At 64.5% G+C, this 26,009-nt stretch carries 22 protein-coding genes and 1 pseudogene; 15 read left to right on the forward strand and 8 right to left on the reverse strand.

Annotated features, from left to right (window positions below):
- The 3 genes from ACIPZB_RS15370 to ACIPZB_RS15380 all read right to left on the reverse strand — a co-directional run bounded on the left by ACIPZB_RS15370 (position 1) and on the right by ACIPZB_RS15380 (position 2,729).
- The gene (locus ACIPZB_RS15370) at positions 1-474 is read right to left on the reverse strand and encodes a MarR family winged helix-turn-helix transcriptional regulator (protein ID WP_400641236.1); all 474 of its coding nucleotides are present in this window, start codon (positions 472-474) and stop codon (positions 1-3) included.
- A gap of 215 nt (positions 475-689) precedes the next feature.
- Positions 690-1,310, reverse strand: coding sequence for a response regulator transcription factor (locus tag ACIPZB_RS15375; protein ID WP_400641238.1), 621 nt, complete (start codon positions 1,308-1,310; stop codon positions 690-692).
- A 12-nt stretch (positions 1,311-1,322) separates the two neighbouring features.
- Positions 1,323-2,729 (reverse strand): sensor histidine kinase, encoded by a 1,407-nt coding sequence (locus ACIPZB_RS15380; protein ID WP_400641240.1) that lies wholly within the window; start codon positions 2,727-2,729, stop codon positions 1,323-1,325.
- A 192-nt stretch (positions 2,730-2,921) separates the two neighbouring features.
- On the opposite strand from ACIPZB_RS15380, the gene ACIPZB_RS15385 reads away from it, so the two are divergent.
- From ACIPZB_RS15385 to ACIPZB_RS15395, 3 genes are all read left to right on the forward strand, one after another.
- Positions 2,922-4,544 (forward strand): acyl-CoA synthetase, encoded by a 1,623-nt coding sequence (locus ACIPZB_RS15385; RefSeq protein WP_400641242.1) that lies wholly within the window; start codon positions 2,922-2,924, stop codon positions 4,542-4,544.
- A 126-nt stretch (positions 4,545-4,670) separates the two neighbouring features.
- The gene (locus ACIPZB_RS15390; RefSeq protein ID WP_400641244.1) at positions 4,671-6,440 is read left to right on the forward strand and encodes an acyl-CoA dehydrogenase C-terminal domain-containing protein; all 1,770 of its coding nucleotides are present in this window, start codon (positions 4,671-4,673) and stop codon (positions 6,438-6,440) included.
- 245 nt (positions 6,441-6,685) lie between these two features.
- Positions 6,686-7,693 (forward strand): FecR family protein, encoded by a 1,008-nt coding sequence (locus ACIPZB_RS15395; RefSeq protein WP_400641246.1) that lies wholly within the window; start codon positions 6,686-6,688, stop codon positions 7,691-7,693.
- Positions 7,694-7,697: 4 nt separating this feature from the next.
- Here the strand turns inward: ACIPZB_RS15395 and ACIPZB_RS15400 are convergent, their stop codons facing one another.
- A complete protein-coding gene (locus ACIPZB_RS15400) occupies positions 7,698-9,017 on the reverse strand; it encodes a Na+/H+ antiporter family protein (protein ID WP_400641247.1) in 1,320 nt (439 codons plus the stop codon).
- Between the two features lie 721 nt (positions 9,018-9,738).
- On the opposite strand from ACIPZB_RS15400, the pseudogene ACIPZB_RS15405 reads away from it, so the two are divergent.
- Together ACIPZB_RS15405 and ACIPZB_RS15410 are read left to right on the forward strand one after the other, a co-directional pair.
- Positions 9,739-10,704: pseudogene (locus tag ACIPZB_RS15405) on the forward strand (HAMP domain-containing protein); the annotation flags it as partial.
- 102 nt (positions 10,705-10,806) lie between these two features.
- Positions 10,807-11,562 carry a methyl-accepting chemotaxis protein gene (locus ACIPZB_RS15410; RefSeq protein ID WP_400641532.1) on the forward strand — a complete coding sequence of 252 codons (756 nt, stop codon included), beginning with the start codon at positions 10,807-10,809 and terminating at the stop codon, positions 11,560-11,562.
- Here ACIPZB_RS15410 and ACIPZB_RS15415 read toward each other — a convergent pair.
- The gene (locus ACIPZB_RS15415) at positions 11,559-13,445 is read right to left on the reverse strand and encodes a S8 family serine peptidase (protein ID WP_400641249.1); all 1,887 of its coding nucleotides are present in this window, start codon (positions 13,443-13,445) and stop codon (positions 11,559-11,561) included. The genes ACIPZB_RS15410 and ACIPZB_RS15415 overlap by 4 nt on opposite strands.
- A gap of 155 nt (positions 13,446-13,600) precedes the next feature.
- Here ACIPZB_RS15415 and ACIPZB_RS15420 point away from each other — a divergent pair, with 155 nt between their 5' ends.
- On the forward strand, positions 13,601-14,617 hold the full coding sequence (locus tag ACIPZB_RS15420; RefSeq protein ID WP_400641251.1) for an ABC transporter substrate-binding protein: 1,017 nt from the start codon (positions 13,601-13,603) through the stop codon (positions 14,615-14,617).
- Positions 14,618-14,629: 12 nt separating this feature from the next.
- Here ACIPZB_RS15420 and ACIPZB_RS15425 read toward each other — a convergent pair whose 3' ends face one another.
- Positions 14,630-16,117, reverse strand: coding sequence for an aldehyde dehydrogenase family protein (locus tag ACIPZB_RS15425; RefSeq protein ID WP_400641253.1), 1,488 nt, complete (start codon positions 16,115-16,117; stop codon positions 14,630-14,632).
- A 202-nt stretch (positions 16,118-16,319) separates the two neighbouring features.
- On the opposite strand from ACIPZB_RS15425, the gene ACIPZB_RS15430 reads away from it, so the two are divergent.
- From ACIPZB_RS15430 to ACIPZB_RS15470, 9 genes are all read left to right on the forward strand, one after another.
- Positions 16,320-17,471: an amine dehydrogenase large subunit gene (locus ACIPZB_RS15430; RefSeq protein ID WP_008094649.1), complete on the forward strand. Its 1,152-nt coding sequence runs from the start codon at positions 16,320-16,322 to the stop codon at positions 17,469-17,471.
- Between the two features lie 15 nt (positions 17,472-17,486).
- Positions 17,487-18,023, forward strand: a complete 537-nt coding sequence (locus ACIPZB_RS15435; RefSeq protein ID WP_400641254.1) for a MauE/DoxX family redox-associated membrane protein — start codon at positions 17,487-17,489, stop codon at positions 18,021-18,023.
- Positions 18,024-18,028: 5 nt separating this feature from the next.
- Positions 18,029-18,664, forward strand: coding sequence for a methylamine dehydrogenase accessory protein MauD (mauD, locus tag ACIPZB_RS15440; protein ID WP_400641256.1), 636 nt, complete (start codon positions 18,029-18,031; stop codon positions 18,662-18,664).
- Positions 18,665-18,678: 14 nt separating this feature from the next.
- Entirely contained in the window at positions 18,679-19,200 is a 522-nt protein-coding gene (locus ACIPZB_RS15445) for a methylamine dehydrogenase light chain (protein ID WP_016392015.1), read from the forward strand.
- Positions 19,201-19,204: 4 nt separating this feature from the next.
- On the forward strand, positions 19,205-19,723 hold the full coding sequence (locus ACIPZB_RS15450) for a cytochrome C (RefSeq protein WP_400641258.1): 519 nt from the start codon (positions 19,205-19,207) through the stop codon (positions 19,721-19,723).
- Positions 19,724-20,182: 459 nt separating this feature from the next.
- Positions 20,183-20,743, forward strand: a complete 561-nt coding sequence (msuE, locus tag ACIPZB_RS15455; RefSeq protein ID WP_008100285.1) for an FMN reductase — start codon at positions 20,183-20,185, stop codon at positions 20,741-20,743.
- 9 nt (positions 20,744-20,752) lie between these two features.
- Positions 20,753-21,940 (forward strand): acyl-CoA dehydrogenase family protein, encoded by a 1,188-nt coding sequence (locus tag ACIPZB_RS15460; RefSeq protein ID WP_400641261.1) that lies wholly within the window; start codon positions 20,753-20,755, stop codon positions 21,938-21,940.
- Positions 21,941-21,949: 9 nt separating this feature from the next.
- Complete coding sequence (sfnR, locus tag ACIPZB_RS15465; protein ID WP_400641263.1) at positions 21,950-23,050, forward strand: sigma54-dependent transcriptional activator SfnR; 1,101 nt, start codon at positions 21,950-21,952, stop codon at positions 23,048-23,050.
- A 151-nt stretch (positions 23,051-23,201) separates the two neighbouring features.
- Complete coding sequence (locus ACIPZB_RS15470; protein WP_400641265.1) at positions 23,202-23,783, forward strand: hypothetical protein; 582 nt, start codon at positions 23,202-23,204, stop codon at positions 23,781-23,783.
- A 150-nt stretch (positions 23,784-23,933) separates the two neighbouring features.
- On the opposite strand, the gene ACIPZB_RS15475 is transcribed toward ACIPZB_RS15470, so the two are convergent.
- Both ACIPZB_RS15475 and ACIPZB_RS15480 read right to left on the reverse strand, forming a co-directional pair.
- Positions 23,934-25,406 (reverse strand): hypothetical protein, encoded by a 1,473-nt coding sequence (locus ACIPZB_RS15475; RefSeq protein ID WP_400641267.1) that lies wholly within the window; start codon positions 25,404-25,406, stop codon positions 23,934-23,936.
- A 146-nt stretch (positions 25,407-25,552) separates the two neighbouring features.
- A complete protein-coding gene (locus ACIPZB_RS15480) occupies positions 25,553-25,996 on the reverse strand; it encodes a hypothetical protein (RefSeq protein WP_400641269.1) in 444 nt (147 codons plus the stop codon).
- Positions 25,997-26,009 lie beyond the last annotated feature (13 nt).

The raw sequence follows: 26,009 nt of genomic DNA on the forward strand, positions 1-26,009 counted from the left end.
TCAACGATCGCCGAAGCGGCGAATCGTCAGGGGGTCGCCGGCGCCGAGCAGGACCTTGGCCAGCAGGCCTTCGAGGGTCTTCAGCTCGTCAGGCTGCAGGACGCTGACCAGCTCGTTCATCGCCGCCGCACCGATCTCCGGCAAACGGTCGGCCAGGCGCTGGCCCTCGGCGGTGAGGGCCAGGCGCACCTGGCGGCGGTCATCGGCGCAGCGGTTGCGCAGCATCAGGCCCTTGTGCTCGAGGCGGTCGAGCATGCGGGTCATCGAACCGCTGTCCAGGCCCAGGTAGCGGCAGAGTTCGGCCGGGGTATCCACCTGGTACTGGGTGACGATGATCAGCACCTTGAACTGCGCGGCGGTGACGCCCTCGGATTCGAGGTGCCAGTCGAGAATGCGGTCCTTGAGGATCGCTGCGCGGCCCAACAGCATGCCGATGGCGCAGGTCTGAAAGTTTTCCGGGGTGAAATGGGACATCGGCATGGGCTCGGGCAATTGTTTAAAAATATTACTGCCTAGGCAGTGAATATCAAAGCTTTGATTAGGGAGCTATGTAAAATTTCATGGAATGGGGGTATTTCTTGTGGGAGCCGGCTTGCCGGCGATAGGGCCCTGACAGGCTGACGGGTTTTGCCTGGCCCGGCCTCATCGCCGGCAAGCCGGCTCCCACAGGGACGGTGGTGCATCAACGATTAACCTTTCAGTGCCTCCACCGCACCACAGGCAATCGCCATCCCCACCAGCTCCGCCAGACTCTGCGCCTGCAACCGCTTCATCACCCGCCCTCGATACAAATCCACGGTCTTCACACTGACCCCCAGCCGCTCGGCGATCTCCCGATTGTTCAACCCCTGCGCCAACGGCACGAACACATCCCATTCACGCGGCGTCAGGCCATCGATCAGCGCCTGCACTTGCGCCAACGCCTGCTCCCCCTTGCGTGCCTCCTCTGCCCGCTCCAGCGCCGCCTGCACACTGTCGAGCAGCAACTGATCGTTGTAGGGCTTCTCGATGAAATCGCAGGCCCCCGCCTTGAACGCCCGCACCACGATCGGCACATCGGCATGGCCGCTGACGAAAATCACCGGAATGGCCAGCCCGCGCTCGCGCATCGCCTGCTGCACCGCCAGGCCACCCAGGCCCGGCATGCGCACATCCAGCAGCACACACGCCGGCCCATCGTCTGCGCAGGCATCGAGAAACGCCTGGCCACTGTCGAACGGCAAAGCCTGCAGACCCACCGACTCAAGCAACCAGACCGTCGAATCACGCATGCCCTGGTCGTCATCGACCACATAAACCTTCGCTTGCACCCTGCCCTCTCCTTATCCCCTGCTCACCGCCAGGCGGCAGCACACGACCAGCCCGCCGAACTCACCCGCGCGCGCCCACAAGCTGCCACCAAAACCCTCGATCAGGCTGCGGCTCATGCTCAAGCCCAGCCCAAGCCCGTCAGCCTTGCTGGTGTTGAATGGCGTGAAGATCGCCTCCAGGCGTTCCTGCGCCACACCCGGCCCCTGGTCTGCCACCTCGACCAGCACCCCGTCGCCGTCGCGCACGGCGCCCAGCAGGATACGCGACGGCTGTTGACCCTGCTGCTCGCGGTTGGCCTCGATGGCGTTGCGCAGCAGGTTGAGCAGCACTTGTTCCAGCAATACCCGGTCGGCGAAGACAGCCGGCATCTGCGCGCCGATGCGCAGCTCGACACTCACCTGGTCGCGGGCCGCTTCCCAGGCGCACAGGCGCATGGCCTCGGCCGCCACTTCAGCCAGGTCGACGGCCTCGAGACGTCGCGGCCCCTTGCGCAGGAATGCGCGCAGGCGGCGGATCACTTCGGCCGCATGGGTAGCTTGCTCGCTGATGCGCTGCAGGCCCTGGCCGACCCGCTCGCGCGCCTGTGGGTCGCGCTCCAGCCCCTGCAGATAGCGCAGGCTGGCATTGGCGTAGTTGACCACCGCCGCCAGTGGCTGGTTGATTTCGTGGGCGATGCCCGAAGCCAGCTCGCCCAGGGTGGCGAGCCGGGCGCTGTGGGCGAGGTTTTCCTGGGCCTCGATGCGCAGGGTGATGTCACGCGACACGGCGACTACCTCCACCACTGCACCGGTGTAGGTTTCGCGGATCGCCCGGCAGGCGATTTCGAACCAGCGGTAGCCAGCGGTGGCATGGCGCACCCGGCAGGTCATGGTGTGGTAGCCGTCCTGATCCAGCGCAGCGGACGCCTGGCGCAGGGCCTGGCGGCGCTCACGCGGGTGCAGCAAGGCCAGTACCGGCATGCCACGCAATTGCTCGGGCCACAGGCCAAGCAGCCGGTAGGCCGCAGGCGAGGCATCGAGAAAGCGGCCGTCGGGACTGTGCCGGGAAATCAGGTCGGTGGTGTTCTCGATGATCAACCGATACAGGCGCCGGGCGCGATTGGCTTCCCGTGCGGCCTGTCGTTCCTCGCTGGCCTCTCGGCAACGGGCAAGTACCAGCTGGCCCTGGTCGTCGGGGATGAAGGTCCACAGCACAATGCGTTCGCCCACCTGGGTTTCCACCTCAGCGATTGCACGGTGCTGGCGCAGGCAGGCACGTACCAGTGCCGGGCAGTTGTTCGGTAACCAGTCGGCCAGCGGCGGGCCACCCTGGACCAGGGCCTGCAAGGCGGGGTTGATGGCCAGCGCGCTGCAATCGGCCGCCAGCAACAGGCTGGGTTGTGGGTCCTTGGCAAGCAAGGCGGTGTGGGTTGTTTCCACGGCAGAGGCTCTTGTTATAGTAGTTTTACTATATTGCTATAGTCGATATTCCATCTACCATAGCTGTTCGCGTAAAACTGCGACAGGGGCAAGCGGCCATCGGCGCGCTGCCCACACCCTGATCAGAGCTAACAATCAGCCAACGGGGGCCACACGCACAGGCTGCGTCTGCCTCCTTAACAGGATTACCGCATGTCGATCTTCTCCCAGGGCCTGATGCCCGCTGCCGTCAACCACGTCGCCCTGACCCCGTTGAGCTTCATCGAGCGCACTGCTGCCGTCTACGGCAACTACCCGGCCGTCATCCACGGCGCCATCCGCCGAGACTGGCGCGAGACGTACCAGCGCTGCCGACGCCTGGCCAGCGCCCTGGCCGGGCGCGGCGTCGGCCGCGGCGACACGGTGGCGGTGATGCTGCCAAACATTCCGGCGATGCTCGAGGCGCACTTCGGCGTGCCGATGATCGGCGCCGTGCTCAACACTCTCAACGTGCGCCTCGATGCCGAAGCCATCGCCTTCATGCTGCACCACGGCGAGGCCAAGGTGCTGATCACCGACCGCGAGTTCCACACGGTCATCGAAGCGGCCCTGGCCTTGCTCGAACACCCGCCTCTGGTGGTCGACGTGGACGACCCTGAATACGGCGAAGGCCGAGCGGTCAGCGACCTGGACTATGAAGCCCTGCTCGCCGAAGGCGACCCGGAGTTCGCCTGGGAGTGGCCCGATGACGAGTGGCAGGCGATCTCGCTCAACTACACCTCCGGCACCACCGGCAACCCCAAGGGCGTGGTCTATCACCACCGCGGGGCGTACCTCAATGCCATCGGCAACCAGATGACCTGGGGCATGGGCCACCGCCCGGTGTACCTGTGGACCCTGCCGATGTTCCACTGCAACGGCTGGTGCTACCCCTGGACCATCACCGCGCTGGCCGGCACCCACGTGTTCCTGCGCCGGGTCGACCCGCAGAAAATCCTCACCCTGATCCGCGAGCACCGGGTCAGCCACCTGTGCGGTGCGCCGATCGTGCTCAATGCGCTGGTCAACATGCCCGAGGCCGCCAAGGCCGCCATCGAACACCCGGTGCAAGCCATGGTCGCCGGTGCCGCGCCACCGGCGAAGGTGATCGGCGCCGTGGAGGAAATGGGGATCCACGTCACCCACACCTATGGCCTGACCGAGGTGTACGGCCCGGTGACGGTCTGCGCCTGGCACGATGAATGGCAGGACCTTCCACTGGAGGACCGGGCACGGATCAAGTCGCGTCAGGGCGTGCGCTACCCGACCCTCGACGGCCTGATGGTGGCCGACCCGCAAACCCTCGAACCGGTGCCGCGCGATGGCAACACCCTGGGCGAGATCTTCATGCGCGGCAACACGGTGATGAAGGGCTACCTGAAAAACCCAGAAGCCACCGCCGAGGCCTTCCGTGGCGGCTGGTTCCACACCGGTGACCTGGCGGTGTGGCACGCCGACGGCTATGTCGAGATCAAGGACCGGCTCAAGGACATCATCATTTCCGGTGGCGAGAACATCTCCACGATCGAGGTCGAGGACACCCTCTTCAAGCACCACGCCGTGCTGGAGGCTGCCGTGGTGGCGCGCGCCGACGAGAAGTGGGGCGAGACGCCATGCGCCTTCGTCGCGCTCAAGCCCGGGCACGAACATACCCGCGAAAGCGACATCATCGGCTGGTGCCGGGAGCACATGGCCGGGTTCAAGGTGCCGAAGACCGTGGTCTTTGGCGAGTTGCCCAAGACCTCCACCGGCAAGATCCAGAAGTACGTGCTGCGCGACCGCGCCAAAGTCCTCTGAAACCCTAGCGGCCCTATCGCCGGCAAGCCGGCTCCCACACCAGGGCAGTGGAGCCCCTGTGGGAGCCGGCTTGCCGGCGATAGGGCCCGACCAGTCAGCCAATCCATTTGCCCGAGCGCCCCGCCAATGACCGACTACACCGCCCCCCTGCGCGACATGCGCTTCATCCTTCATGACGTGTTCCAGGGCCCTGCCCTGTGGGCGCGCCTGCCTGCCCTGGCCGAGCGCGTAGACGGCGAAACCGCCGACGCCATCCTCGAGGAGGCCGCCAAGGTCACCGCCAACCTGATCGCCCCGCTCAGCCGCAATGGCGACGAACAAGGCGTGCACTTCGACGCAGGCCATGTCACCACCCCGGACGGCTTCCGCGAAGCCTGGCGCACCTACCGCGAAGGCGGCTGGGTGGGCCTGGGTGGCAACCCCGAGTACGGCGGCATGGGCATGCCGAAAATGCTCGGCGTGCTGTTCGAGGAAATGCTCTACGCCGCCGACTGCAGCTTCAGCCTGTATTCGGCGCTGAGCGCCGGCAGCTGCCTGGCCATCGACGCCCATGCCAGCGAGGCGCTCAAGGCCACCTACCTGCCCCCGCTGTACGAGGGCCGCTGGGCCGGCACCATGTGCCTGACCGAACCCCACGCCGGCACCGACCTGGGCCTGATCCGCACCCGCGCCGAACCCCAGGCCGATGGCAGTTTCCACATCAGCGGCAGCAAGATCTTCATCACCGGCGGCGAGCAGGACCTGACCGAGAACATCGTGCACCTGGTATTGGCCAAGCTCCCGGACGCCCCCGCCGGCGCCAAAGGCATCTCGCTGTTCCTGGTGCCCAAGTTCCGGGTGGCCGCCGATGGCAGCCTGGGGCCGCGCAATGCCGCGCACTGCGGCTCGATCGAACACAAGATGGGCATCAAGGCCTCGGCCACCTGTGTGATGAACTTCGACGGCGCCACCGGTTACCTGGTGGGTGAAGCCAACAAGGGCCTGGCGGCCATGTTCACCATGATGAACTACGAACGCCTGTCCATTGGTATCCAGGGCATCGGCTGCGCCGAGGCGTCCTACCAGAGCGCGGCCCGCTATGCCAACGAGCGCCTGCAGAGCCGCGCCGCGGTGGGCCCGCAGGCCCAGGAAAAGGCCGCCGACCCGATCATCCACCACGGTGACGTGCGGCGCATGCTGCTGACCATGCGCACCCTCACCGAAGGTGGTCGCGCCTTTGCCGCCTACGTCGGCCAGCAGCTGGACCTGGCGCGCTATGCCGAAGACGCCGGCGAGCGCCAACACGCCCAACGCCTGGTGGCGCTGCTTACGCCAGTGGCCAAGGCGTTCTTCACCGACAACGGCCTGGAAAGCTGCGTGCTTGGCCAGCAGGTGTTCGGCGGCCATGGCTACATTCGCGAATGGGGCCAGGAGCAGCGCGTGCGCGATGTGCGCATCGCGCAGATCTACGAAGGCACCAATGGCATCCAGGCCCTCGACCTGCTCGGGCGCAAGGTGCTGGCCGACGGCGGCCAGGCCCTGGCCGGCTTCGCCGCCGAAGTACGCGCCTTCTGCGTGAGCACACCGCTGCACCGTGACGCCTTGCAGGCCAGCCTGGTGCGGCTGGTTGCCTGCAGCGAGTGGTTGAGCGCGCGGGCGCGCGAGGATGCCAACCTGGTCAGCAGTGTGGCGGTGGAGTACCTGCACCTGTTCGGCCTGACCGCCTACGCCTACATGTGGGCACGCATGGCGGCAGTGGCCTTGGCCAGGCACGATGAAGATCCGGCGTTTTATGGCGCGAAGCTTGCGACAGCCGAGTTCTTCTTCCAGCGCGTGCTGCCGCGCAGCCTGGCATTGGACGCGAGCATTCGTGCAGGGAGTGCGTCACTTTACCGCATGACGCCTGAGCAGTTCTGACTGTACCGGCCTCATCGCCGGCAAGCCGGCTCCCACAGGATCCCTGCAGGCCTTGAGTCTGCGCCGTACCTGTGGGAGCCGGCTTGCCGGCGATGAGGCCCTTGCAGGACGCCGCGAAAGCTTCTCAAACACTGAAATTCGATTGCCCAACCGACGAAAAACCGTCACAACTGATAGTCATTCGCCATTACCTCGGTTCTCGGAACCCCTTCGCGGGGGTAGAATGCGCAAAACCCGGAGCCGCAATGAACCAAGACCGCCTCAATCCCAGCCCAGACGATGCCATTACCGACGCTGCCGCGCACTGGTGCATGCGCCTGCACGCCGACGATTGCACGCTGGTCGAGCGCGAAGCGTTCGCCCGCTGGCTGGCCGCCGACCCGCGCCACGCCGACGAGTACCAGGCCATGCTGGAGATCTGGCAAACCGCCGACTTGCTGCCCCGCAGCGCTACGGTCATCGACTTCAACCCGCCCTCGCAACGCTTGCCCCAGCACCGCAACTGGCGCCCGATGGCGTCGGCCGCGGCGCTTGCCCTGCTGGCCTTGCCCCTGGCGGGTTGGGTCGGTTGGGAGCAAGGCTGGCTACCCAACCACTACCAGCACTTCAGCGCCAGCGATAACACCCAGACTGTGCAGCTGAGCGACGGCAGTACGGTCGAGCTCAACCTCAACAGCGAACTGACCTACCTCAATTACAAGGACCGACGCCAGGTCACCCTCAAGCGTGGCGAGGCGTTCTTCAAGGTGCAGCACGACAGTGCGCACCCCTTCATCGTGCATGCAGCGCATGGCCAGACGCGGGTGACGGGTACCCAGTTCAACGTGTGGAAGTATGAAGACCAGGTCAAGGTCACCCTGGTGCAAGGTTCGGTGCTGGTCAGCAGCAATGGCAGCACGGGCGGCTACCGCCTCGGCCCCGGCATGCAGGCCAGTTACCGCACCGGCGACTTCGAGCCGCAGATGGCCCAGAGCGACGATTACGGCAACAGCCTGGCCTGGCGCAGCGGCAAGCTGGTACTCGACAACCTCAGCCTGGAACAGGCCCTGCCGGTCATCAACCGCTACCTCGAGAAGCCGCTGCTGCTGGCCGATGCCAGCACCGGGCGGATTCGCATCAGCGGCATCTACAACACCCGCGAAGTCGGGCGCCTGGTGGACAACCTGCCCAAGGTGCTGCCGGTCTACCTGACCCGCAGCAAGGACGGCAGTACCGTGCTCAACGGCATTTCCCCGCCGCCCCACAAGGGCTGAGGCCCTACAGCGTCATCGCCGCCAGCCAGCCGAAGGCCAGCAGCGGCAGGTTGTAGTGCAGGAACGTCGGCACCACGGTGTCCCAGATATGGTGATGCTGGCCGTCCACGTTCAGCCCCGAGGTTGGCCCGAGCGTCGAGTCCGATGCTGGCGAGCCCGCATCACCCAAGGCACCCGCCGTACCGACGATGCACACCGTGGCCAGCGGGTCGAAGCCCAGCTGCACGCACAGTGGCACGAAGATCGCGGCCAGGATCGGCACCGTCGAGAACGACGAACCGATCCCCATGGTCACCAGCAGTCCCACCAACAGCATCAGCAAGGCACCAATGCCCTTGCTGTGGTCGATCCACTGCGCCGATGTTTCCACCAGGCTGTTGACCTCCCCCGTGGCTTTCATCACATCAGCAAAGCCCGATGCGGCAATCATGATGAAGCCGATCATGGCCATCATCTTCATACCTTCGGTGAACAGGTCGTCGGTCTCTTTCCAGCGCACGATGCCTGACAGCGAGAAGATCAAGAAACCGACCATGGCGCCGATGATCATCGAATCCAGCCACAGCTGGACGATGAATGCCGAGGCAATGGCAAGCCCCGCCACCAGCAGCGTCAGCGGGTTGTACTGGACGCTGACCTGCTCCACCTGCTCGATGCGCGCCAGGTCGTAATCGCGCTTCTTGCGGTAGCTGACGAACACCGCCAGCAGCAGGCCGACCAACATGCCCGCGGCCGGAATGGCCATGGCATGGGTGACGTTGACCGCGCTGACATCGACCCCGGCGCGGGCGACATTGGCCAGCAGGATCTCGTTGAGGAAGATGTTGCCGAAGCCCACCGGCAGGAACATGTACGGCGTGATCAAGCCGAAGGTGATGACACAGGCGATCAGCCGGCGGTCGATGCGCAGGCGGGTGAGCACGTACAGAAGCGGCGGCACCAGCAGCGGGATGAAGGCGATGTGGATGGGCAGGATGTTTTGCGATGACACCGCCACTATCAGCATCAGGGCGATCAGTAGCCATTTGACCTTGCCACCGTTGGCGTGCCCCTGGCGGTCGATCATGCCCAGGGCACGGTCAGCCAGGGCATGGGCCAGGCCGGACTTGGCGATGGCCACGGCAAAGGCGCCGAGCAAGGCATACGACAACGCCACCGTGGCGCCACCGCCCAGGCCGCCGTTGAAGGCCTTGAGCGTCCCCTCGATACCCAGCCCTCCGACCAGGCCTCCGACCAGCGCGCCGATGATCAGGGCGATCACCACGTGCACCCGGGACAGGCTGAGTATCAGCATGATGCCGACGGCGGCTATCACAGCATTCATGGTTTGGTTTACCTCGTGGGGACAGACAAAAACCGCGCACTCTGAAGCAGTGGGGGGCGGATGTCAAAAGCGCCATGGTACGGCGAGTTACCCGGGGTGGTGAATTTTAATTGAACGTTTGAATAAAGAAAAATGCGAGGCCGACGATATAGAGGGGATGCGGGGGTGCATGGTTTGAATCTGGTGGCGTTTGGCAGGTCGAGCGCGCCTGGGTGGACCTTATCGCCGGCAAGCCGGTTCCCACGGGTACAGCGCAGGCTCAAGATGGGCGCCGAACCTGTGGGAGCCGGCTTGCCGGCGATGAGGCCCGCGCGGACGACGTTCGATCCCAACCCCTGCCCCCAAACCAGCCCCCCCAAAAATCCCCCAGCCCTTACTGCCAAAAAAAGGGATCGCCCCCATGCCTTTGCGACAACTTTCCATCCAATGGAAGATCACCCTGCTCGCCGGACTCTGCCTGGCCGGCATCGTCACCCTGCTCGTCGGCCTTTCCCTCTACCGCATGGACCACAGCTCGGACCTGGTCAAAGCCAGCAGCATGCAGATGCTTGGCGAAGCGGCGCAGGCGCGCATCGAGTCGCAAGGTGAAGTCCAGGCCCTGAACATCCGTCGCCAGTTCATGGACGCCTACCAATACGGCGCCGGCTTCGCCCGCCAGGTGCTGTTCCTGCGTGAACAGGCGGACAAACGCTTCCTCGACGCCTTCGACCTGCGCGAAGACATGACCCGCCAGGTCCGCGCCGCCCTGCAGGCCAACCCCGACCTGCTCGGCCTGTCACTGGTGTTCGAGCCCAACGCCCTGGACAACAAGGACAGCCTCTTCGCCGGCAAGCCAGAACTTGGCAGCAACGAAACCGGGCGCTTCGCCCTGTACTGGTCGCAGCCGCGTGCCGGCCAGCTGACCGCCATGGCCCTGCCCGAGCACGACATGGCCAACACCGAAATCGGCCCCAGCGGCCAGCCCGCCAACACCTGGTGGGTCTGCCCGCGCAGCAGTGGCAAGGTCTGCGTGGTGGAGCCCTACTTCTACGACATCGACGGCCAACGCGTGCTGATGACCAGCATCGTCTTCCCGCTGAGCGTCGACGGCAAGGTGGTCGCCACCCTGTCCATCGACATCAACCTCAACAGCCTGCAGGCCCTGAGCCAGGAGGCTAGCCGCAGCTTGTACCAAGGCCAGACCACGGTCGGTATCCTCAGCCCCGTCGGCCTGCTGGCCGGCTACAGCGCCGACGCCAGCAAGCTGGCCCAGCGCTTCGACCAGGTCGACCCGAGTCAGGGCGCCGCGTTGGTACGCGACCTGGCTGAAGGCAAACTGACGGTTCACCATGACCAGCAACGCCTGAAAGTGCTCGCCGCCTTCCAGCCGATTCCCGGCGGCAAGCCCTGGGGCGTGCTGCTGGATGTACCAGAAAGCGCCCTGACCGGCCCCGCCGAGGCACTGAAGCAGGAACTGGACGCGCTGAACACCAGCGGCACCCTGCTGGAACTGGGCTTGAGTCTGGTCGCCGCCATCGCCGGCCTGCTGCTGGTGTGGCTGATGGCCCGCGGCGTTACCCGGCCGATCCTGGGCGTTGCCGCCATGCTCAAGGACATCGCCAGCGGCGAAGGCGACCTGACCCGGCGCCTGACCTACGACAAGCGCGACGAACTGGGCGAACTGGCCGGCTGGTTCAACCGCTTCCTGGACAAGCTGCAACCGACCATCGCCGAGGTCAAACGCTCGGTGCAGGCTGCCCGCGGCACCGCCGACCAGAGCTCGGCGATTGCCAGCCAGACCAGCGCCGGCATGGAGCAGCAGTACCGCCAGGTCGACCAGGTGGCCACCGCCTCGCACGAAATGAGCGCCACCGCCCAGGACGTTGCCCGCAGCGCCGCACAGGCCGCACAAGCAGCGCGCGAAGCCGACCAGGCCACCCGCGAAGGGTTGACGGTCATCGACCACACCACCCAACGCATCGACGCCCTGGCCGCCAACATGAGCCAGGCCATGGCCGAGGTCGAGGGCCTGGCGCAGAACAGCGAGAAGATCGGTTCGGTGCTGGAAGTGATCCGCTCGATCGCCGAGCAGACCAACCTGCTGGCGCTCAACGCAGCCATTGAAGCCGCGCGCGCCGGTGAAGCGGGCCGAGGGTTTGCCGTGGTGGCCGACGAAGTGCGCAACCTCGCGCAACGGACCCAGGAGTCGGTGGAGGAAACCCGCCAGGTGATCGAAGCCTTGCAGGCTGGCACCCGTGAAGTGGTCGGCGCCATGGACAACAGTCACCGCCAGGCCCAGGGCGGTGTGCAACAGGTGGGTCAGGCGGTCACTGCGTTGCAGCGCATCGGCCAGGCCGTCAGCGTGATCACCGACATGAACCTGCAGATCGCCTCGGCCGCCGAGGAGCAGAGCGCGGTAGCCGAGGAAATCAACAGCAACGTCGCCACCATCCGCGATGTCACCGAGTCGCTGTCAGGCCAGGCCAACGAGTCGGCGCGGGTCAGCCAGTCGTTGAACAGCCTGGCCAACCAGCAACAGGCGTTGATGGACCAGTTCCGGGTCTAGCCCTGGGACGCGCATTCGTCGCCACAGACGCCGTCGTCCGGCAAGTGGAAGCGCCCGGCCTGGAGGATGCGATCGAGCAACACAAGGGCGCCCAGCACATTGGGCCGGGCGCCCATGGGCAGGCGGTCGGCATGGGGCAGCGTGGCATCCGTGTAGCCCGATTGCATGACCAGCAGGTGCATCTGGTCGGCGTTCAGGTACAGGTGGTGCTGCTCCATGGCATACGACTGGATCAAGGCCAAGGCTCCCGTCACCATCGGCGTGGCGCTGGACGTGCCGCCATAGGTGTCGGTGTAGTCGCGGTCGTGGCCGTCCTTGTCCTGCAGCGCCCCATAGCCCAGGGTCGCGACACTGTCACCCCAGCCATTGAGCATGCGGTAGCGGTAGTTGTAATTGGAGTACTGATGCGGTTTGCCGTCCCAGGAATGGCAGGCGCCCACCAGGATTGCGTCGGCGTCGCCGTGATCGTCGAAGTATCGCCAGCTTGAAAGATCGATCCCGTAGTTGGCGCTGGTTCCGGCGCTGTGGTCGCTCTTGTAGGCGCCGTTGCAGGCCGCGTTCAGCACCACGGCGCCACGCTCGGTCAGCGCCTGGGTGACCTCCCACCAGGTCTTGTCATTCAGGGACGGCAGGAATGCCACCATGGCGTTGATATTGGCCGTCTGCCGATTGACCGCGACGATATCGCCGGGCCGTGTATAGGCGAGCATTTTCTTCAGGGTCTGCGAATAGCCGCGGGCATCGCTTGCGCGGTTGTCATACAAAAACAACTCGGCCGCGTGGCAGATCCCGGTCATGCCATAGCCATTGTCGCGCGCCAGCAGGATACCCGCCGAAGCAGTGCCGTGATTAGGGTCGGAGTTTACCGTGGGCGGAATGACTTTCAGCCGGGCATTGCCTTGCAGGTCTTCGTGGTTGGGGTACAGCCCCGCATCGGAGAAGTGCACCCGGGCGCCCTTGCCATTCACCCCGTCCTCCCACGCCTTGCGAATGTTCAAACCCTTGTCCCTGGGCCCCGGCTCGTCCAGGTAGCGTTGCAACGCCTGGAAGTCGGGCGTTGGCTGTGCCTCGTCATAGGCATGGTTGCCAGCCACCACGGCCACGCCGGTGATCAAGGTGGCAACGGCAGCGGCTGCGGCGAACAGAAAGCCCTGTTCGAGCTGCGGTGGCAGAAAAGCCACGCGTTCCATGTAGTCGAGCGCCGCCAGGCGCCGGGCAAGCGCAGCGAATGCCTCATTGGACATCGTCGTCGGCTGCTCGATCCAGTAATGGTTGGCGAGTACTTGCAGGTATACATCGTCGCGCTCTTGCGTCTCCAGGAACGGCTGAAGATCGATGACTGCGTCGAAGTCATGCCGATCGGCCATGAACCGCGCATGGCCACCCGCCTTGAAAACCAGAATCAGCGCGGGGTAACGCTGAGCCTCTGGCAACAGCGGAAACACCACGGAATTGTCCACGGCTCGCCTGTCTCGGAGGGTGTCCAACGACAGGGGCACGCTGTCGAGGATGCGCCGGGTCAGTTCAGCCTCACTCACCTCGATCACCAGTGGGCCCTCGCGCAACACCGTATCGGTATCGTGCTCCAGGTCCAGACTCATGATGTGGCTGTCGAGCAGGCTGACCTGGGGTGTGATCACATACGTGCCCGCCTCTACCTCGCTGCTCAATGTGGCCGGACAACCATGGTCGGACACCTTGCCGCTATGGGCCTGCGAAAGCGCGGTGGCGCCATCGAGGTGAGCCACGCCGTCGGCTGTTCGGCGCTCCAGCAGGTAATGGATCGACTTGACCTTGTGCAGATCGTCACCGATGCAGCGAATGTGGAACTTCCCGACGAAGGTGAAGTTGCGGTAATACACGAATTGCAGATTCAAGCTCATCTCGTACTCCTGCCATCTCGGCTTGCGGGGGGCTGAGCCTTGCAGCCCGCCTCCACCACAAACAGACAGAAGCCGTTCCTGCCCGCCCAGGCGGGCGCCCGAAGCCGTCGTCTACACTTGCCCGACACTTGTCAATGACATCCCGTGAGGTGCAGATGAAGAAAATTCCAACGCTGCTGGCCAGCCTGCTGCTCGCCGTGGGCCTGGCCAGCACCGACAGCGCCGCCTGCGCCGAGCAGCGGGCGCCTATCCACTTTGGCGCCATCAGTTGGGAAAGCGGCGCCCTGACCACAGAAATCCTGCGCCTGATCGTCGAGCGCGGTTACGGCTACCCCACCGACACCCTGCCCGGCAGCACCGTCAGCATGGAAGTGGCGTTGGCCAAAAATGATCTGCAGGTGATCGCCGAAGAATGGGCCGGGCGCAGCCCCGCCTGGGTCAAGGCCGAAGCGGCCGGCCAGGTGTTCGCCCTGGGCGACACGGTCAAGCATGCCGAAGAAGGCTGGTGGGTACCGGCCTATGTGATCAAGGGTGATGCGGCGCGCGGCATCCCGCCATTGGCCCCCGAGCTGCGCCGTGTCGACGACCTCAAACGCTACCCCGAAGTGTTCAACGACCCCGAAGCCCCCGGCAAGGGCCGCTTCCTCAACAGCCCCAGTGGCTGGACGTCGGAAATCGTCAATACCCAGAAACTGAAGGCCTACGGGCTCGATGGCCTGTACAACAACTTCCGCAGTGGCACGGGTGCGGCGCTGGACGCCGAAATCGACTCGTCGATCCGCCGCGGCAAACCGGTGCTGTTCTATTACTGGAGCCCGACGCCGCTGATTGGTCGCCACGACCTGGTGCGGCTGCAGGAGCCACCGTTCAATGCCGAGAACTGGGCCACCCTCCTCGATCCGAAAAACCCCAACCCTCAGGGGAGTGAGTCATTGCCGGCGAAGCTGTCGATCGGGGTGTCCAAGGCGTTTCGCGATGGCTACCCGGAGCTGGTGGCGGTGTTCGAGAAAGTCGACTTGCCCATTGGCCTGCTCAACAAGACCCTGGCACAGATGAGCGAAAAACGCCTGGCGCCCGAAAAGGCCGCGCAAGCGTTTCTGCGCGATCATCCTGAGGTCTGGAAGGCCTGGTTGCCGGCTGACATCGCGGCCAAGGTCGCCAACAGCCTATGACCGCGTGAGCCCTCAGTACCTGATCATCACCGACTTCAACTCGGTATAGTCCTCGATGAACGCGCTACCGAACTCACGCCCCACCCCGGACGCCTTGCTACCGCCGAACGGCACCGCCGGGTCGAGGAAAGTGTGCATGTTGACCCACACCGTGCCGGCCTCGATCCGGGGAATCAACCGCAGCGCCTTGGACAGGTCGTTGGTCCACAGGCTGGCGGTCAGGCCGTAGGGGCTGTCGTTCATCAGCTCGACCAATTGCTCTTCGTCATCGAACGGCAGCACGCAGACGATCGGCCCGAAGGTTTCCTCATGCAACAGCGGGTCGTTGGCGTCGTTGGCCAGCACCACGGTCGGCTCAACGAAGTAACCTGGCCGGTCGACCGCCTTGGCACCGCAGATCACCGTGTTGCTGGCGCGGGCACGCTCGAAGAAACCGAGGATCTTCTCCAGGTGTGCGGCATTGGCCAGCGGGCCGAACTGGGCTTCGGGATCCAGCGCCGAGCCGATCTTCAACTGCCCCAGCGCTGCGCCCAGTTTGCGGGTGACTTCATCGACCTTGCTGCGGTGCACGTACAGCCGCTCCGGTGAGGCGCACACCTGCCCCTGGTGCACGTAAGCGGTCTGCACGATGCCGGCCACGGCACCGTCCACGTCCACATCGGCCAGCAGCGCCGCCGCGTTCTTGCCACCCAGCTCCAGGGTGGCGCGGGTCAGGTTGGCCGCCATCGCCGCCTTGCCCACGGCGATGCCGGTCGGCACGGAACCGGTGAAGGCCACCTTGGCCACGTTCGGGTGCTCGATCAGTCGCTGGCCCACCGCACCACGGCCGTTAACCACGTTCAAGGCGCCCGCCGGCACACCGGCTTCGATCGCAAGTTCGGCGATGCGCAACAGTGTCAGCGGCGTGAACTCGCTGGGCTTGATCACGATGGTGCAACCGGTGACCAGGGCCGAGGCGATCTTCCAGATGCCGATCATCACCGAGAAGTTCCACGGCACGATGCCGGCCACCACCCCCACGGGCTCGCGCAGGGTGAACGCGGTGTAGCGCTCGCCGGCGAACGAGGGGATCGACGGGGTCATGGTCTGCCCGGTGATCTTGCTCGCCCAGCCGGCGAAGTAACGCAGAAAGACTACACTTTGAGCGATTTCCAGACCGCGCGAGAGGTTGATCGATTTGCCCGAGCACAGGGTTTCGAGCTGTGCCAGTTCCTCGGCATTGGCTTCGATCAGGTCGGCCAGTCGGTTGAGCACCACCCCTTTCTGATACGGCGAAACCTGTGCCCAGGCGCCCTTGAACGCTTGCCGGGCACTGTCCACGGCACGCGCCACTTCGGCTTCGCTGGCCTCGGCGACCTGGCCGATGACCGCGCCGCTGGACGGGTCATGCACGTCGATCGACGGCCCCGCCTCGCCTGCCAGGTACTGGCCCTCGATGAAGTGGCCATGGGGCCTGGCGAGGAATTCGACCACGGCAGGTAACAGCTGGATATCGCTCATGACATGACTCCTGGAATTGGCAGTGGAAAAGCTGTGCGGTCCGATCTTCAGGCGCCTGGCTACCGGTCTGCCAGCCCTGCCAGGCGTTTTGTCAGGGAGCCTCAAGAGAATGTCACGCTGGCCAAAGCAGCGCTTCGGGCCAGGCGGCAAACTGCGATGACTGCGATTTCTGCATAACCCATAACAACATCGGAGATAGCCAATGCGTCGCGTCGACAGGCTCAGCATCTCGGCGGCCCTGGCCCTGGCCCTGGCCGCAAGCACCAGCGCGGTGCGGGCCGAGCTGCCCGCCGAAGAGATCGGCAGCAACACCCTGCCGTTCCCCCCGGACCCTCACCGTGTCTACATCCTCGATGTGGATTTCAAGAATCCCATCGCCGGCAAGGTGGTGGTGGTCGACCCCAAGGCCAAGCGCATGCTCGGCATGACCACCAATGCCTTCGTCGCACCGACCGCGCTCAGCCCGGACAACCGCACCCTGTACTCGGCCAACCTGTTCTACTCGCGGGGCACCTACGGCGAGCGCACCGACGTGCTGGTGGCCTGGGACACCCAGACCCTGCGCCCGGAATGGGAAGTGGTGTTGCCGGCCAAGCGCGCCAGCACCCTGACCGAGAAGTACGCCATGGGCATCAGCGCCGACAGCAAGCTGGCCTACGTCTTCAACCTCACGCCCTCGACCTCGGTGACCGTGGTCGACACCCAGGCGCGCAAGGTCGCCAGCGAAGTAGCGATCAGCGGCTGCGTGCTCAACTACCCGGTGGGCAAGCGCAGCTTCGCCTCGCTGTGCGGTGACGGCCAGCTGCTGCTGGTCACCCTCGACGACCAGGGCAAGGAAGTGTCGCGCACGCAAACGCCGTTCTTCGACCCGAACAAGGTGCGCCTGAACGAGCGCGCCATCGCCAACGGCGACACCTACTATTTCACTACCACCCATGGCGAGGTGTACCCGGTCAGCTTCGAGGGCGGCAAGACCAAGCCCCTGCCTACCTGGTCACTGGTCAGCGACGAAGAGCGCAAGCAGGGCTGGGCGCCAGGTGGCTGGCAGGCATTGGCCGTGGCTCCTGGCCTGAACCGCCTGTATGCGCTGATGCACGACCAGCACACCGATGGCAAATGGGAAGACCCGAGCACCATCATCTGGTCCTTCGACCTCAAGACCGGCAAGAAGCTCGGCACCCTGGAGTCGCCGAAACCGGTGTGGAGCCTGCAGGCGAGCCACGACAAGGCGCCGATCCTGGTGGCCACCGACCTGGAAGGCGGCGTGCAGTTCTTCGACCTGGCCACCGGCAAGCACAGCGGCGCGATGAACCAGATCGCCGACACGCCGGTGCTCACCCTGGCCCCTTGGTAAGCAGGAGACACGACTATGCTCGACCCTGTCCTGGTCATTGCCGCCAGTACCGCACTGGCGGCACTGCTGGCCAGCGCGGCCAGCCACAAGTTACGTGACTGGCGCGCCTTCAACGGCATCGTGCGCGCCTACCAGGTGCTGCCCGATGCGCTGGTGCCCGCAGCCACAACCAGCCTGGCGCTGGCCGAGCTGGGCCTGGCGCTGGCCTTGCTGCTGCCCGCCTGGCATGGCCTGGCGGCGCTGGGCGTGGTGCTGTTGATGGCGCTGTACGCCAGTGCCATCGGCCTGAACCTGTGGCGCGGGCGCCGCGACATCGACTGCGGCTGCTCCGGCCCCGGTGCCGCGCAACCGCTGCGCCCGGTGCTGCTGCTGCGCAACCTGGTGATCGCCCTGCTCGCGGGCCTGGCCGCCGTGCCGATGGCCGAACGCGCGCTGGGCGCGCTGGATATCTTCGTGGTGATCGCGGCCGGTGCCGTGGCACTGCTGATTCATGTAGCGGTGGATGGCCTGTTGGCCAACCAGCCGCGTCTTGCCAAATTGACTGGGAGATAACCCCCATGCAACTGCTTATCGCATCGAACATCCTGCTCTGGCTGCTGCTGATCGCCGTCGCCTTCACGGTCATGGCCCTGGTCCGCCAGATTGGCGTCCTGCACAGCCGCATCGCCCCAGCGGGCGCGCTGATGGTGGACAAAGGCGTCACCGTCAACGACCCTGCGCCGCAAGTGACCGCCGCCGACCGTCACGGCCGCCCGGTGAACATCGGTTACCGCGCCGAGCGCTCGCAGCTGCTGTTCTTCCTCGCCCCGGGTTGCCCGGTGTGCAAATCGCTGCTGCCGGCGGTGAAGTCGATCGCCAAGGACAACAGCGGCGAGCTGGACGTGATCTACGTCAGCGACGGCGACTTCACTGAACAGCAGGCGCTGATCGAGGCCAACGGCCTGCAACAAGCCACCTATGTGGTCGGCCCGGAAATCGGCATGACCTACCAGATCGGCAAGCTGCCCTACGCCGTGCTCATCGACCAGGCCGGCACCCTGCGCGCCAAAGGCCTGGTGAACTCCCGCGAACACCTCGACAGCCTGTTCGAAACCGTCCACCTGGGCAGCGCCACGCTGCAGCACTACCTGCATGGCGAGCACAAGCACGACCACGCCCATGACCACGCCCACCCACACAGCGCGCAGCACTGATCGCGGAGCCCACCATGAGTTTTCTCGACAAACTGTTTGAACGCTCCAGCCGCCATGTCGCCGACACCACCTCGCGGCGCAAGGTGCTGGCCCGCCTCGGCTCGCTGATCGTCGCCGGTGCCGCCCTGCCGGTGCTGCTGCCGATCGACCGCACTGCCAAGGCGCTGGCGGCCGACGAGCCGAAGATGGGCGACCCGGGCGACCCGACCAGCTGCGACTACTGGCGCAACTGCTCGATCGACGGCTTCCTCTGCTCGTGCTGTGGCGGCTCGATCACCTCGTGCCCGCCCGGCACCGATGCCTCCCTGGTGACCTGGATCGGCACCTGCCGCAACCCGGCCGATGGCAAGAACTACATCATTTCGTACAACGACTGCTGCGGTAAGCATGCCTGCGGCCAGTGCGCGTGCTCACGCAACGACGACGAGCAACCGCTGTACCGGCCGTTCAACAACAACGACATCAACTGGTGCCTGGGGGCCGAGTCGAAGATCTACAACTGCACCGTCACCATCATTCGCGGCGTGGCGGTGTAGCGCCATGAAAGGTGTGACGGCGCTTCTGCTCCTGTGCCTGCTGGCGCCGCTGGCCCAGGCCAGGACCCTGCCCAACCCCAACCAGCGCCCGGCGCCCGGCAATGAAGTGCCACCGGTGCCGATTGCCCAGGCCGGGTACTCGGTGCCGGTGAACTACCAGCTGCAATGCGCCGGCTGCCACCGTGACAGTGGTGAGGGGTCGGCGGCCAACGATACACCGCGCATGCAGGGCTTCGTCGGCAACTTCCTGAAGGTGCCGGGCGGGCGCGAATTCCTGGTGCGGGTGCCGGGGATTTCACAGTCGGCGCTGAACGATCAGCAGATTGCCGACCTGCTCAACTGGCTGCTGGCACGGGATGGGATGGCAGGCGACAGCTCGCCTGAACAGTGGCAGCCGTATAGCGGTGAGGAAGTTCAGCGGGTGCGCCATACCAGCATGCTCAACCTGCCCCACGTGCGGGCCGGGTTGATCGAGGCGATGCAGGCCAAGGGGATCGTCATCAGCGATGGGCTTGGCCACTGAATCACGCAAGTGCTCTACGTTCAGCCCGCTCGGTCAGCGGGCTTTTTTTTTGCCTTCAAGGGCCTTATCGCCGGCAAGCCGGCTCCCACACCGACACCACAGTGCTCAAACGCTGCGCTCCCTTCAAGGGCCCCATCGCCACCGCAATTCTCAAACACTGCGCTGTACCTGTGGGAGCCGGCTTGCCGGCGATAGGGCCCTTGAATCAAATAAAGATATAAGAATATGAATTATTATTCTTTTTTATTTGCAAACAACTCCTCTATAACGTTTCCAACTGTACAGCCGCCAACACCCGGCCAACTGTCTGCAGCGCAACACCGAATCAACATCCAACGCCCACAAGGCAACACCGGTCGAAGCCATCAAAGGCACGCAACCTGTTGATTCATAACAAAATTCAAAACCGGCACGACGATTGCTCAAGCAAAGTCCCGCTTATTCAACCGGAGACCTGCCATGAGCGCCCCCCTGAATGTCGTAGCCCTGTCCGGCGGCACTTCCCGCCCTTCGCGCACCCTGACCCTGACCGAGGCCATCCTCGCCGAACTGGGCCAGCACCTGAACATCAAGCCGCACCTGATCGAGCTGGGCGACATTGCCCGCCCCCTGGGCGCCGCGCTGTGGCGCAGCGAACTGCCCGAATCGGTCGAGCATCAACTGCGCCTGGTGGAAAAGGCCGATCTGCTGGTGGTGACCACCCCGGTCTACCGCGGCAGCTTCCCAGGCCACTTCAAGCACCTGTTCGACCTGATCGGCCAGGACGCCCTGGTCGACACCCCGGTACTGCTGGCCGCCACCGGTGGCAGCGAACGCCACGCCCTGGTGCTGGATCACCAGCTGCGCCCGCTGTTCAGTTTCCTGCAGGCGCTGACCTTGCCGATCGGTGTGTACGCAAGCCAGGCGGAACTGGCCGATTACCGGGTTTCCAGCGATGCCTTGAATGCCCGCATCCGCCTCGCCGCCGAGCGCGCCGTGCCGCTGTTCGGCGCCCACCATGCGCTGCGCAAGAGCGCCTGAGGAGCGGCCATGAATGCACCGGTAACCCCTGCCCAACGCCCTGCCCTGGCCATCGCCCGCGAACTGGCCGGGCAGTTCGCCCAGAGCGCCGTCGAGCGTGACGAGCGCGGCGGCACGCCCAAGGCCGAACGCGACGCGCTGCGCGACAGCGGCCTGCTGTCGCTGGTGATCCCACAGGCCTTCGGTGGCCAGGGCGCCAGCTGGCACGAAACCTTCGAGGTGGTGCGCGAATTCGCCCGCGTCGACAGCTCGCTGGCCCACGTGTTCGGCTTCCATCACTTGATGCTGGCCACCGTGCGCCTGTTTTCCCGCCCCGAACAGTGGCAGCCGTGGTTCGAACAGACTGCGCGCAAGCACTGGTTCTGGGGCAACGCCCTCAATCCGCTGGACACGCGCACGGTGGTCAAGCACTTCGATGGCTGGTGCGAGTTCTCCGGCAAGAAGAGCTTCTGCTCCGGCGCCAGCGACTCGGAAATGCTGATTGCCTCGGCCGTGGACGAACGCACCGGCGGCAAGTTGCTGATTGCCGCGATCCCCAGTGGCCGCACCGGCATTACCCTGCACAACGACTGGAACAACATCGGCCAGCGCCAGACCGACAGTGGCAGCGCCACCTTCGAACGGGTGCGGGTCGAGCATAACGAACTGCTGCTCGACCCCGGCCCGCTGAGCACACCGTTCGCCGCCCTGCGCCCGCTGATCGCCCAGCTGCATTTCGCCAACCTGTTCCTCGGCATTGCCGAAGGCGCGTTCGACGAAGCACGCCAGTACACCCTCAAGGAAAGCCGGCCGTGGTTCCGCTCGGGCGCCACCGGCCCCGCCGACGACCCTTACGTGCTGCGCCACTACGGCGAGTTCTGGGTCGGCCTGGAAAGCATGCGGCTGCTGATCGAACGGGCCGCCCTGCAACTCGACCGGGCCTGGGCCAAGGAGCACACACTGAGCGCCGAGGAACGCGGCGATCTGGCCCTGGCCATCGGCACCGCCAAGGTCGCGGCCACGCGCCACGGCCTGGATATCTGCAACCGCCTGTTCGAAGTCACCGGCGCCCGCGCCACCCACGCTTCGCTGCGCTTTGACCGTCATTGGCGCAACCTGAGAACGCAAACCTTGCACGACCCGGTGGATTACCGCATCCACGAGCTCGGCGAGTGGGCCCTCAGCGGCAAGCGCCCTGCCCCATCCTTCTATTCCTAAGGATCGCCCATGCAACTGCTGACCCTCCCCCCGTCACCGCAACTGGCTACCTCGATCAGGGCGACCGCGCAGGTCTTCGAAGACCCTAAATCGCAGGCGCTGCTCGCCCACCTGCAACAGGTCGCCCCCAGCGAGGCCAGCGTCCTGATCATCGGCGAAACCGGCACGGGCAAGGAGCTGGTCGCACGCCATATCCACAACCTCAGCGGCCGGCGCAACGGCCCATTCGTCGCGGTCAACTGCGGCGCGTTCTCCGAGTCGCTGGTCGAGGCCGAGCTGTTCGGCCATGAAAAGGGCGCCTTCACCGGCGCACTGGCGGCCAAGGCCGGCTGGTTCGAAGAGGCCAACGGCGGCACGCTGTTCCTCGACGAGATCGGCGACCTGCCCCTGCCGATCCAGGTCAAATTGCTGCGCGTGCTGCAGGAGCGCGAAGTGGTGCGGCTGGGCTCGCGCAAGAGCATTCCGATCAATGTGCGGGTGCTGGCGGCGACCAACGTGCAGCTGGAGAAAGCCATCAACGCCGGGCATTTTCGCGAAGACCTGTACTACCGGCTGAACGTGGTGACCCTGCAGCTGCACCCGCTGCGCGACCGGCCGGGCGATATCCTGCCGCTGGCCCGGCACTTCATTCGCAGCTACAGCGAGCGTCTGGGCTACGGCCCGGTGGAGCTCAGCCCCAAGGCCCAGGCCAAGCTGGTGGAGTACAGCTGGCCGGGGAACATTCGCGAGCTGGAGAACGTGATTCATCACAGCCTGCTGACGTGCGGCGATGGGCTGGTGCAGGCGCAGGATCTGCGCCTGTCCCATCTACGCCTGGAGCGCCAGGAGGAAGAGGCCAGCAACCAGGGTGTGGAGGATCTGCTGCTGCAGGCGTTCAGCCGGTTGTACGAGGAGCAGCCGGGGGATTTGTACGAGAAGGTCGAAAACGCGCTGCTGCGCTCGGCCTATCACTTCTGCCATTACAACCAGGTGCATACCGCGCAGTTGCTGGGGTTGTCGCGCAATGTCACGCGCACGCGGCTGATTGCGATTGGGGAGCTGGTGGTGAACAAGCGGCGGGTGCAGGAAGAGCAGGTGCTGGATGCGCGGGTGGTGCGGTTGTCGATCTGAGCTTTGCGGTAGCCGTTACTGCCTTATCGCCGGCAAGCCGGCTCCCACAGGTACAGCACCGGTCTCAGGCGCGGTGGTGTACCTGTGGGAGCCGGCTTGCCGGCGATAGGGCCGCATCTGGCCTGCTCAAATGTCAGGTCCGATCACCTCCATGATCATCCCCGACATCATGATTGACCCCATCATCCGCACCATGCCCTACACCGTGGGCCTCGCCCACATTGTGATTGGCCTCGTGATTCGCTTCGTGGTTGGCTTCGTGGTTGGCCTCATGATTAGCCTCGTGGTTGGCTTCATGGTTGGCCCCATCATCGGCCCCGTTGCGGCCACTTTCACCACGGCCCGAACTGGCATGCCCACCGCCATCGCCGCTATGACCGCTACCGCCACTGCCGTGCCCCCCCCCGCCTCCACTGCCACCACTACCGCCGCCATGACCTCCGCCACCGCCACTGCCACCACTACCGCCGCCGTGGCCTCCGCCACCGCCGCTGCCACCACCGTGGCCGCCACCGCCACCACTACCACCATGACCACCGCCACCACCACCGTGTCCGCCGCCACCACCGCCGCCACCATCCTTCGCATACGCGCTGGACGCACCGCCGAGGGAGTCAGGCACCAGTACCGCCGAAGCCGACAGCACCGCACCGATGGCCAACGCCAACATACATTTCTTCAGCATGATGAGCCTCTGCTTGGAATTGCACGGGTTGCACAGGGCACCCCATGATGTCCGGCCCCCCCATGGGGCGACCTGCCAACCAGCGCGGCCTTCCATAAGCTGCAAATGCACAAGATCCTTCAGGGCCAACTGGGCAAATATTTCAAAATATTACTTTCGTTTAGAGCGTAGTCGCTCATGCCGCTGATCGACGACCGCTTATCCAATGCAAGCGCGAAACAACCTCAGGCGATCTTCTAACTGGGTATTGCGCATCTGCCTGCGCTGTTGGCGCTGCTCGGCGACGTCGGCGAGATACTTGATGATTTTTTCCAAGTGGGTGTCAAACTCATCACTTGGCAAGTAAAGCGCGCTCAATGAATTGAGCCGCCGCCAACTGCTGTTGAACGTTTGCGCGAAAATGCCCGCGAGCCGATGCACAGCCAGCCATTGCGCGACTTGCTCGATGAACAGTGCGTCCGTAGCTCGCATCAGGCGGTGTAGCTTGTTCTCGGCAAACTCACGCTGCTGATCAAGTCCTTTGTAAATCCCGAAACGCAGCTGGGCTTCAGCTAGCATGGCCTGCATCAAGTCGGAGAAAGAGCTGAAGAAGAAGGCCATTTCCTCGATGATTTCCTTGTTACGGGCAAGGGCACCCAGGCTGAGGTTGAATGCGCGAAACGCAAACTCGGCGGACTTCTGCTGACGGCAACACCCCATCAGCAACGTCGTGATCTTGTCCAACCCATCCTCATGCAGACCGAGGTGTTTTTCATATTCCGATACTTTTTCAAGCAAACTTATGTGCTGTTGCACGATGGCCCGTGTGTCCAGCCGGTCATTTTCAAACCCGTCGACCGATGTGAGATCACGACATGCACCGCTCAATCTCGATGCAGCCAACAGCGAAATCTCTTTGATCTCGTTGAACACCGACAACGGCAACACACTCGACACCAGTGGGGCCCCGAGGTTAAGCAATTCGCTCATTGCGACCTCTACTTGGGTGGCTCTCTGCTCGTAACGTCGGACTTCTTCAGTCATTTCGGCGAGCAGCGTGGCAAGTTCCCTCTGTCGCTCTCCGGCTTCCTGCGACTCGCGCAGCAACTCCTCATTCCCCGCTATCAGCTTGCCAAGGGCAGCCTGACTGGCGTCATTGACCCGTCGTGTTTCTACAAGGATACGGTCATAGCGCTCGGCGATCTTGTGCAAGTCCTCTCTGACCTTGGCGGTGCTGTGCTGGATCTCCTCACCCAACCCCAGCATGGTTTCGCTCAAGAACCGGATGACAGCCTGCTGGCCATCATTCCTTGCCTTCAGCCAAGTCGAAAAAACGCCATCAAGCCGCGCATGGATTCCCTCGGCCACGGCAGTAGCCTGGAGGATGGCATGCTCGCTGTCCTGTTGCGCAACCTTCAGCTGCTTCATGATCGCGTCAATCTGGATGCGAATTTCGGCCTGGTCATGGGGCGTCACGTTGTAGGCGATGACAAGCAGGTCTATCGCATGCTCGGTATCACCCTTGAAGCTCGCAACGCTGTATGCACCTTCGGTCCTTACGATATAGCTCTCGACCAGCGCGCTTTGCGCCGCAGGCAGGACCAACGGCTCACGCTGGATAATCTCTGCGACCTGGTCGCGGATTGTCAGGGTGATTTGATCAAGGCATGCAAACGATTCGGGGTCGGGCATGTTGAGCTCCAGGATTCGGCAGAACACCGTCATCAATCGGCACCGACCTCATCGCCGACAAGCCGGCTCCCACAGCTACCACGGCGGGACTCATGGTCTGCCGGGAAGATGGGGGAATTGGCTTGGCGCCGATGGGGCCGGCACTGTTATGGCTTATCCCTCTCCCGCAATTGCCGCAGGGTTGGAATCACTTCCCCGAGCGCCGAAAGGGTTGCTCTTTGCTGGCGCAGTAGCTGCTCCAACTTGTCGGCCCGACTGTCCCATAACAGCTTGACGGTCTGCGTACACGCGAGCTCATTGCGCAACACCGCCAAGGTCTGGCGGTTGTCACCACTTTCGGCGGCGATTCCTGCGATGTTTGCTTTTTGCGACTCGATTTCCCGTTCTTTTTCCTGCACCTGTCTGTGTAGCCACTCGATATCCCGCTCTTTCTCCACGCTCTGTTCCTGCAGCGTGCGCTCGAGTCGCTCCAGATTCTTCACGACGCCCTCCCACTGCTCGGACGGCTGAGCCTGGACAACGGTTATACCCATTGCAAAACTCCACACGCCCATCACGGCCAACGTTCGCAGCCCAATACAGGTGGCCATAAAAACACCTCTC

Origin of the sequence: Pseudomonas sp. NPDC089396 (assembly GCF_044749545.1) — a bacterium.
Classification (GTDB): Bacteria; Pseudomonadota; Gammaproteobacteria; order Pseudomonadales; family Pseudomonadaceae; genus Aquipseudomonas.

Excerpts from the sequence above, each read along its gene's own strand:
- ACIPZB_RS15370 (WP_400641236.1), bottom strand. The coding sequence starts at position 474 with ATGTCCCATTTCACCCCGGAAAACTTTCAGACCTGCGCCATCGGCATG.
- ACIPZB_RS15385 (WP_400641242.1), top strand. The coding sequence starts at position 2,922 with ATGTCGATCTTCTCCCAGGGCCTGATGCCCGCTGCCGTCAACCACGTC.
- ACIPZB_RS15390 (WP_400641244.1), top strand. The coding sequence starts at position 4,671 with ATGACCGACTACACCGCCCCCCTGCGCGACATGCGCTTCATCCTTCAT.
- ACIPZB_RS15395 (WP_400641246.1), top strand. The coding sequence starts at position 6,686 with ATGAACCAAGACCGCCTCAATCCCAGCCCAGACGATGCCATTACCGAC.
- ACIPZB_RS15400 (WP_400641247.1), bottom strand. The coding sequence starts at position 9,017 with ATGAATGCTGTGATAGCCGCCGTCGGCATCATGCTGATACTCAGCCTG.
- ACIPZB_RS15410 (WP_400641532.1), top strand. The coding sequence starts at position 10,807 with ATGGAGCAGCAGTACCGCCAGGTCGACCAGGTGGCCACCGCCTCGCAC.
- ACIPZB_RS15415 (WP_400641249.1), bottom strand. The coding sequence starts at position 13,445 with ATGAGCTTGAATCTGCAATTCGTGTATTACCGCAACTTCACCTTCGTC.
- ACIPZB_RS15420 (WP_400641251.1), top strand. The coding sequence starts at position 13,601 with ATGAAGAAAATTCCAACGCTGCTGGCCAGCCTGCTGCTCGCCGTGGGC.
- ACIPZB_RS15425 (WP_400641253.1), bottom strand. The coding sequence starts at position 16,117 with ATGAGCGATATCCAGCTGTTACCTGCCGTGGTCGAATTCCTCGCCAGG.
- ACIPZB_RS15430 (WP_008094649.1), top strand. The coding sequence starts at position 16,320 with ATGCGTCGCGTCGACAGGCTCAGCATCTCGGCGGCCCTGGCCCTGGCC.
- ACIPZB_RS15435 (WP_400641254.1), top strand. The coding sequence starts at position 17,487 with ATGCTCGACCCTGTCCTGGTCATTGCCGCCAGTACCGCACTGGCGGCA.
- mauD (WP_400641256.1), top strand. The coding sequence starts at position 18,029 with ATGCAACTGCTTATCGCATCGAACATCCTGCTCTGGCTGCTGCTGATC.
- ACIPZB_RS15445 (WP_016392015.1), top strand. The coding sequence starts at position 18,679 with ATGAGTTTTCTCGACAAACTGTTTGAACGCTCCAGCCGCCATGTCGCC.
- ACIPZB_RS15450 (WP_400641258.1), top strand. The coding sequence starts at position 19,205 with ATGAAAGGTGTGACGGCGCTTCTGCTCCTGTGCCTGCTGGCGCCGCTG.
- msuE (WP_008100285.1), top strand. The coding sequence starts at position 20,183 with ATGAGCGCCCCCCTGAATGTCGTAGCCCTGTCCGGCGGCACTTCCCGC.
- ACIPZB_RS15460 (WP_400641261.1), top strand. The coding sequence starts at position 20,753 with ATGAATGCACCGGTAACCCCTGCCCAACGCCCTGCCCTGGCCATCGCC.
- sfnR (WP_400641263.1), top strand. The coding sequence starts at position 21,950 with ATGCAACTGCTGACCCTCCCCCCGTCACCGCAACTGGCTACCTCGATC.
- ACIPZB_RS15470 (WP_400641265.1), top strand. The coding sequence starts at position 23,202 with ATGATCATCCCCGACATCATGATTGACCCCATCATCCGCACCATGCCC.
- ACIPZB_RS15475 (WP_400641267.1), bottom strand. The coding sequence starts at position 25,406 with ATGCCCGACCCCGAATCGTTTGCATGCCTTGATCAAATCACCCTGACA.
- ACIPZB_RS15480 (WP_400641269.1), bottom strand. The coding sequence starts at position 25,996 with ATGGCCACCTGTATTGGGCTGCGAACGTTGGCCGTGATGGGCGTGTGG.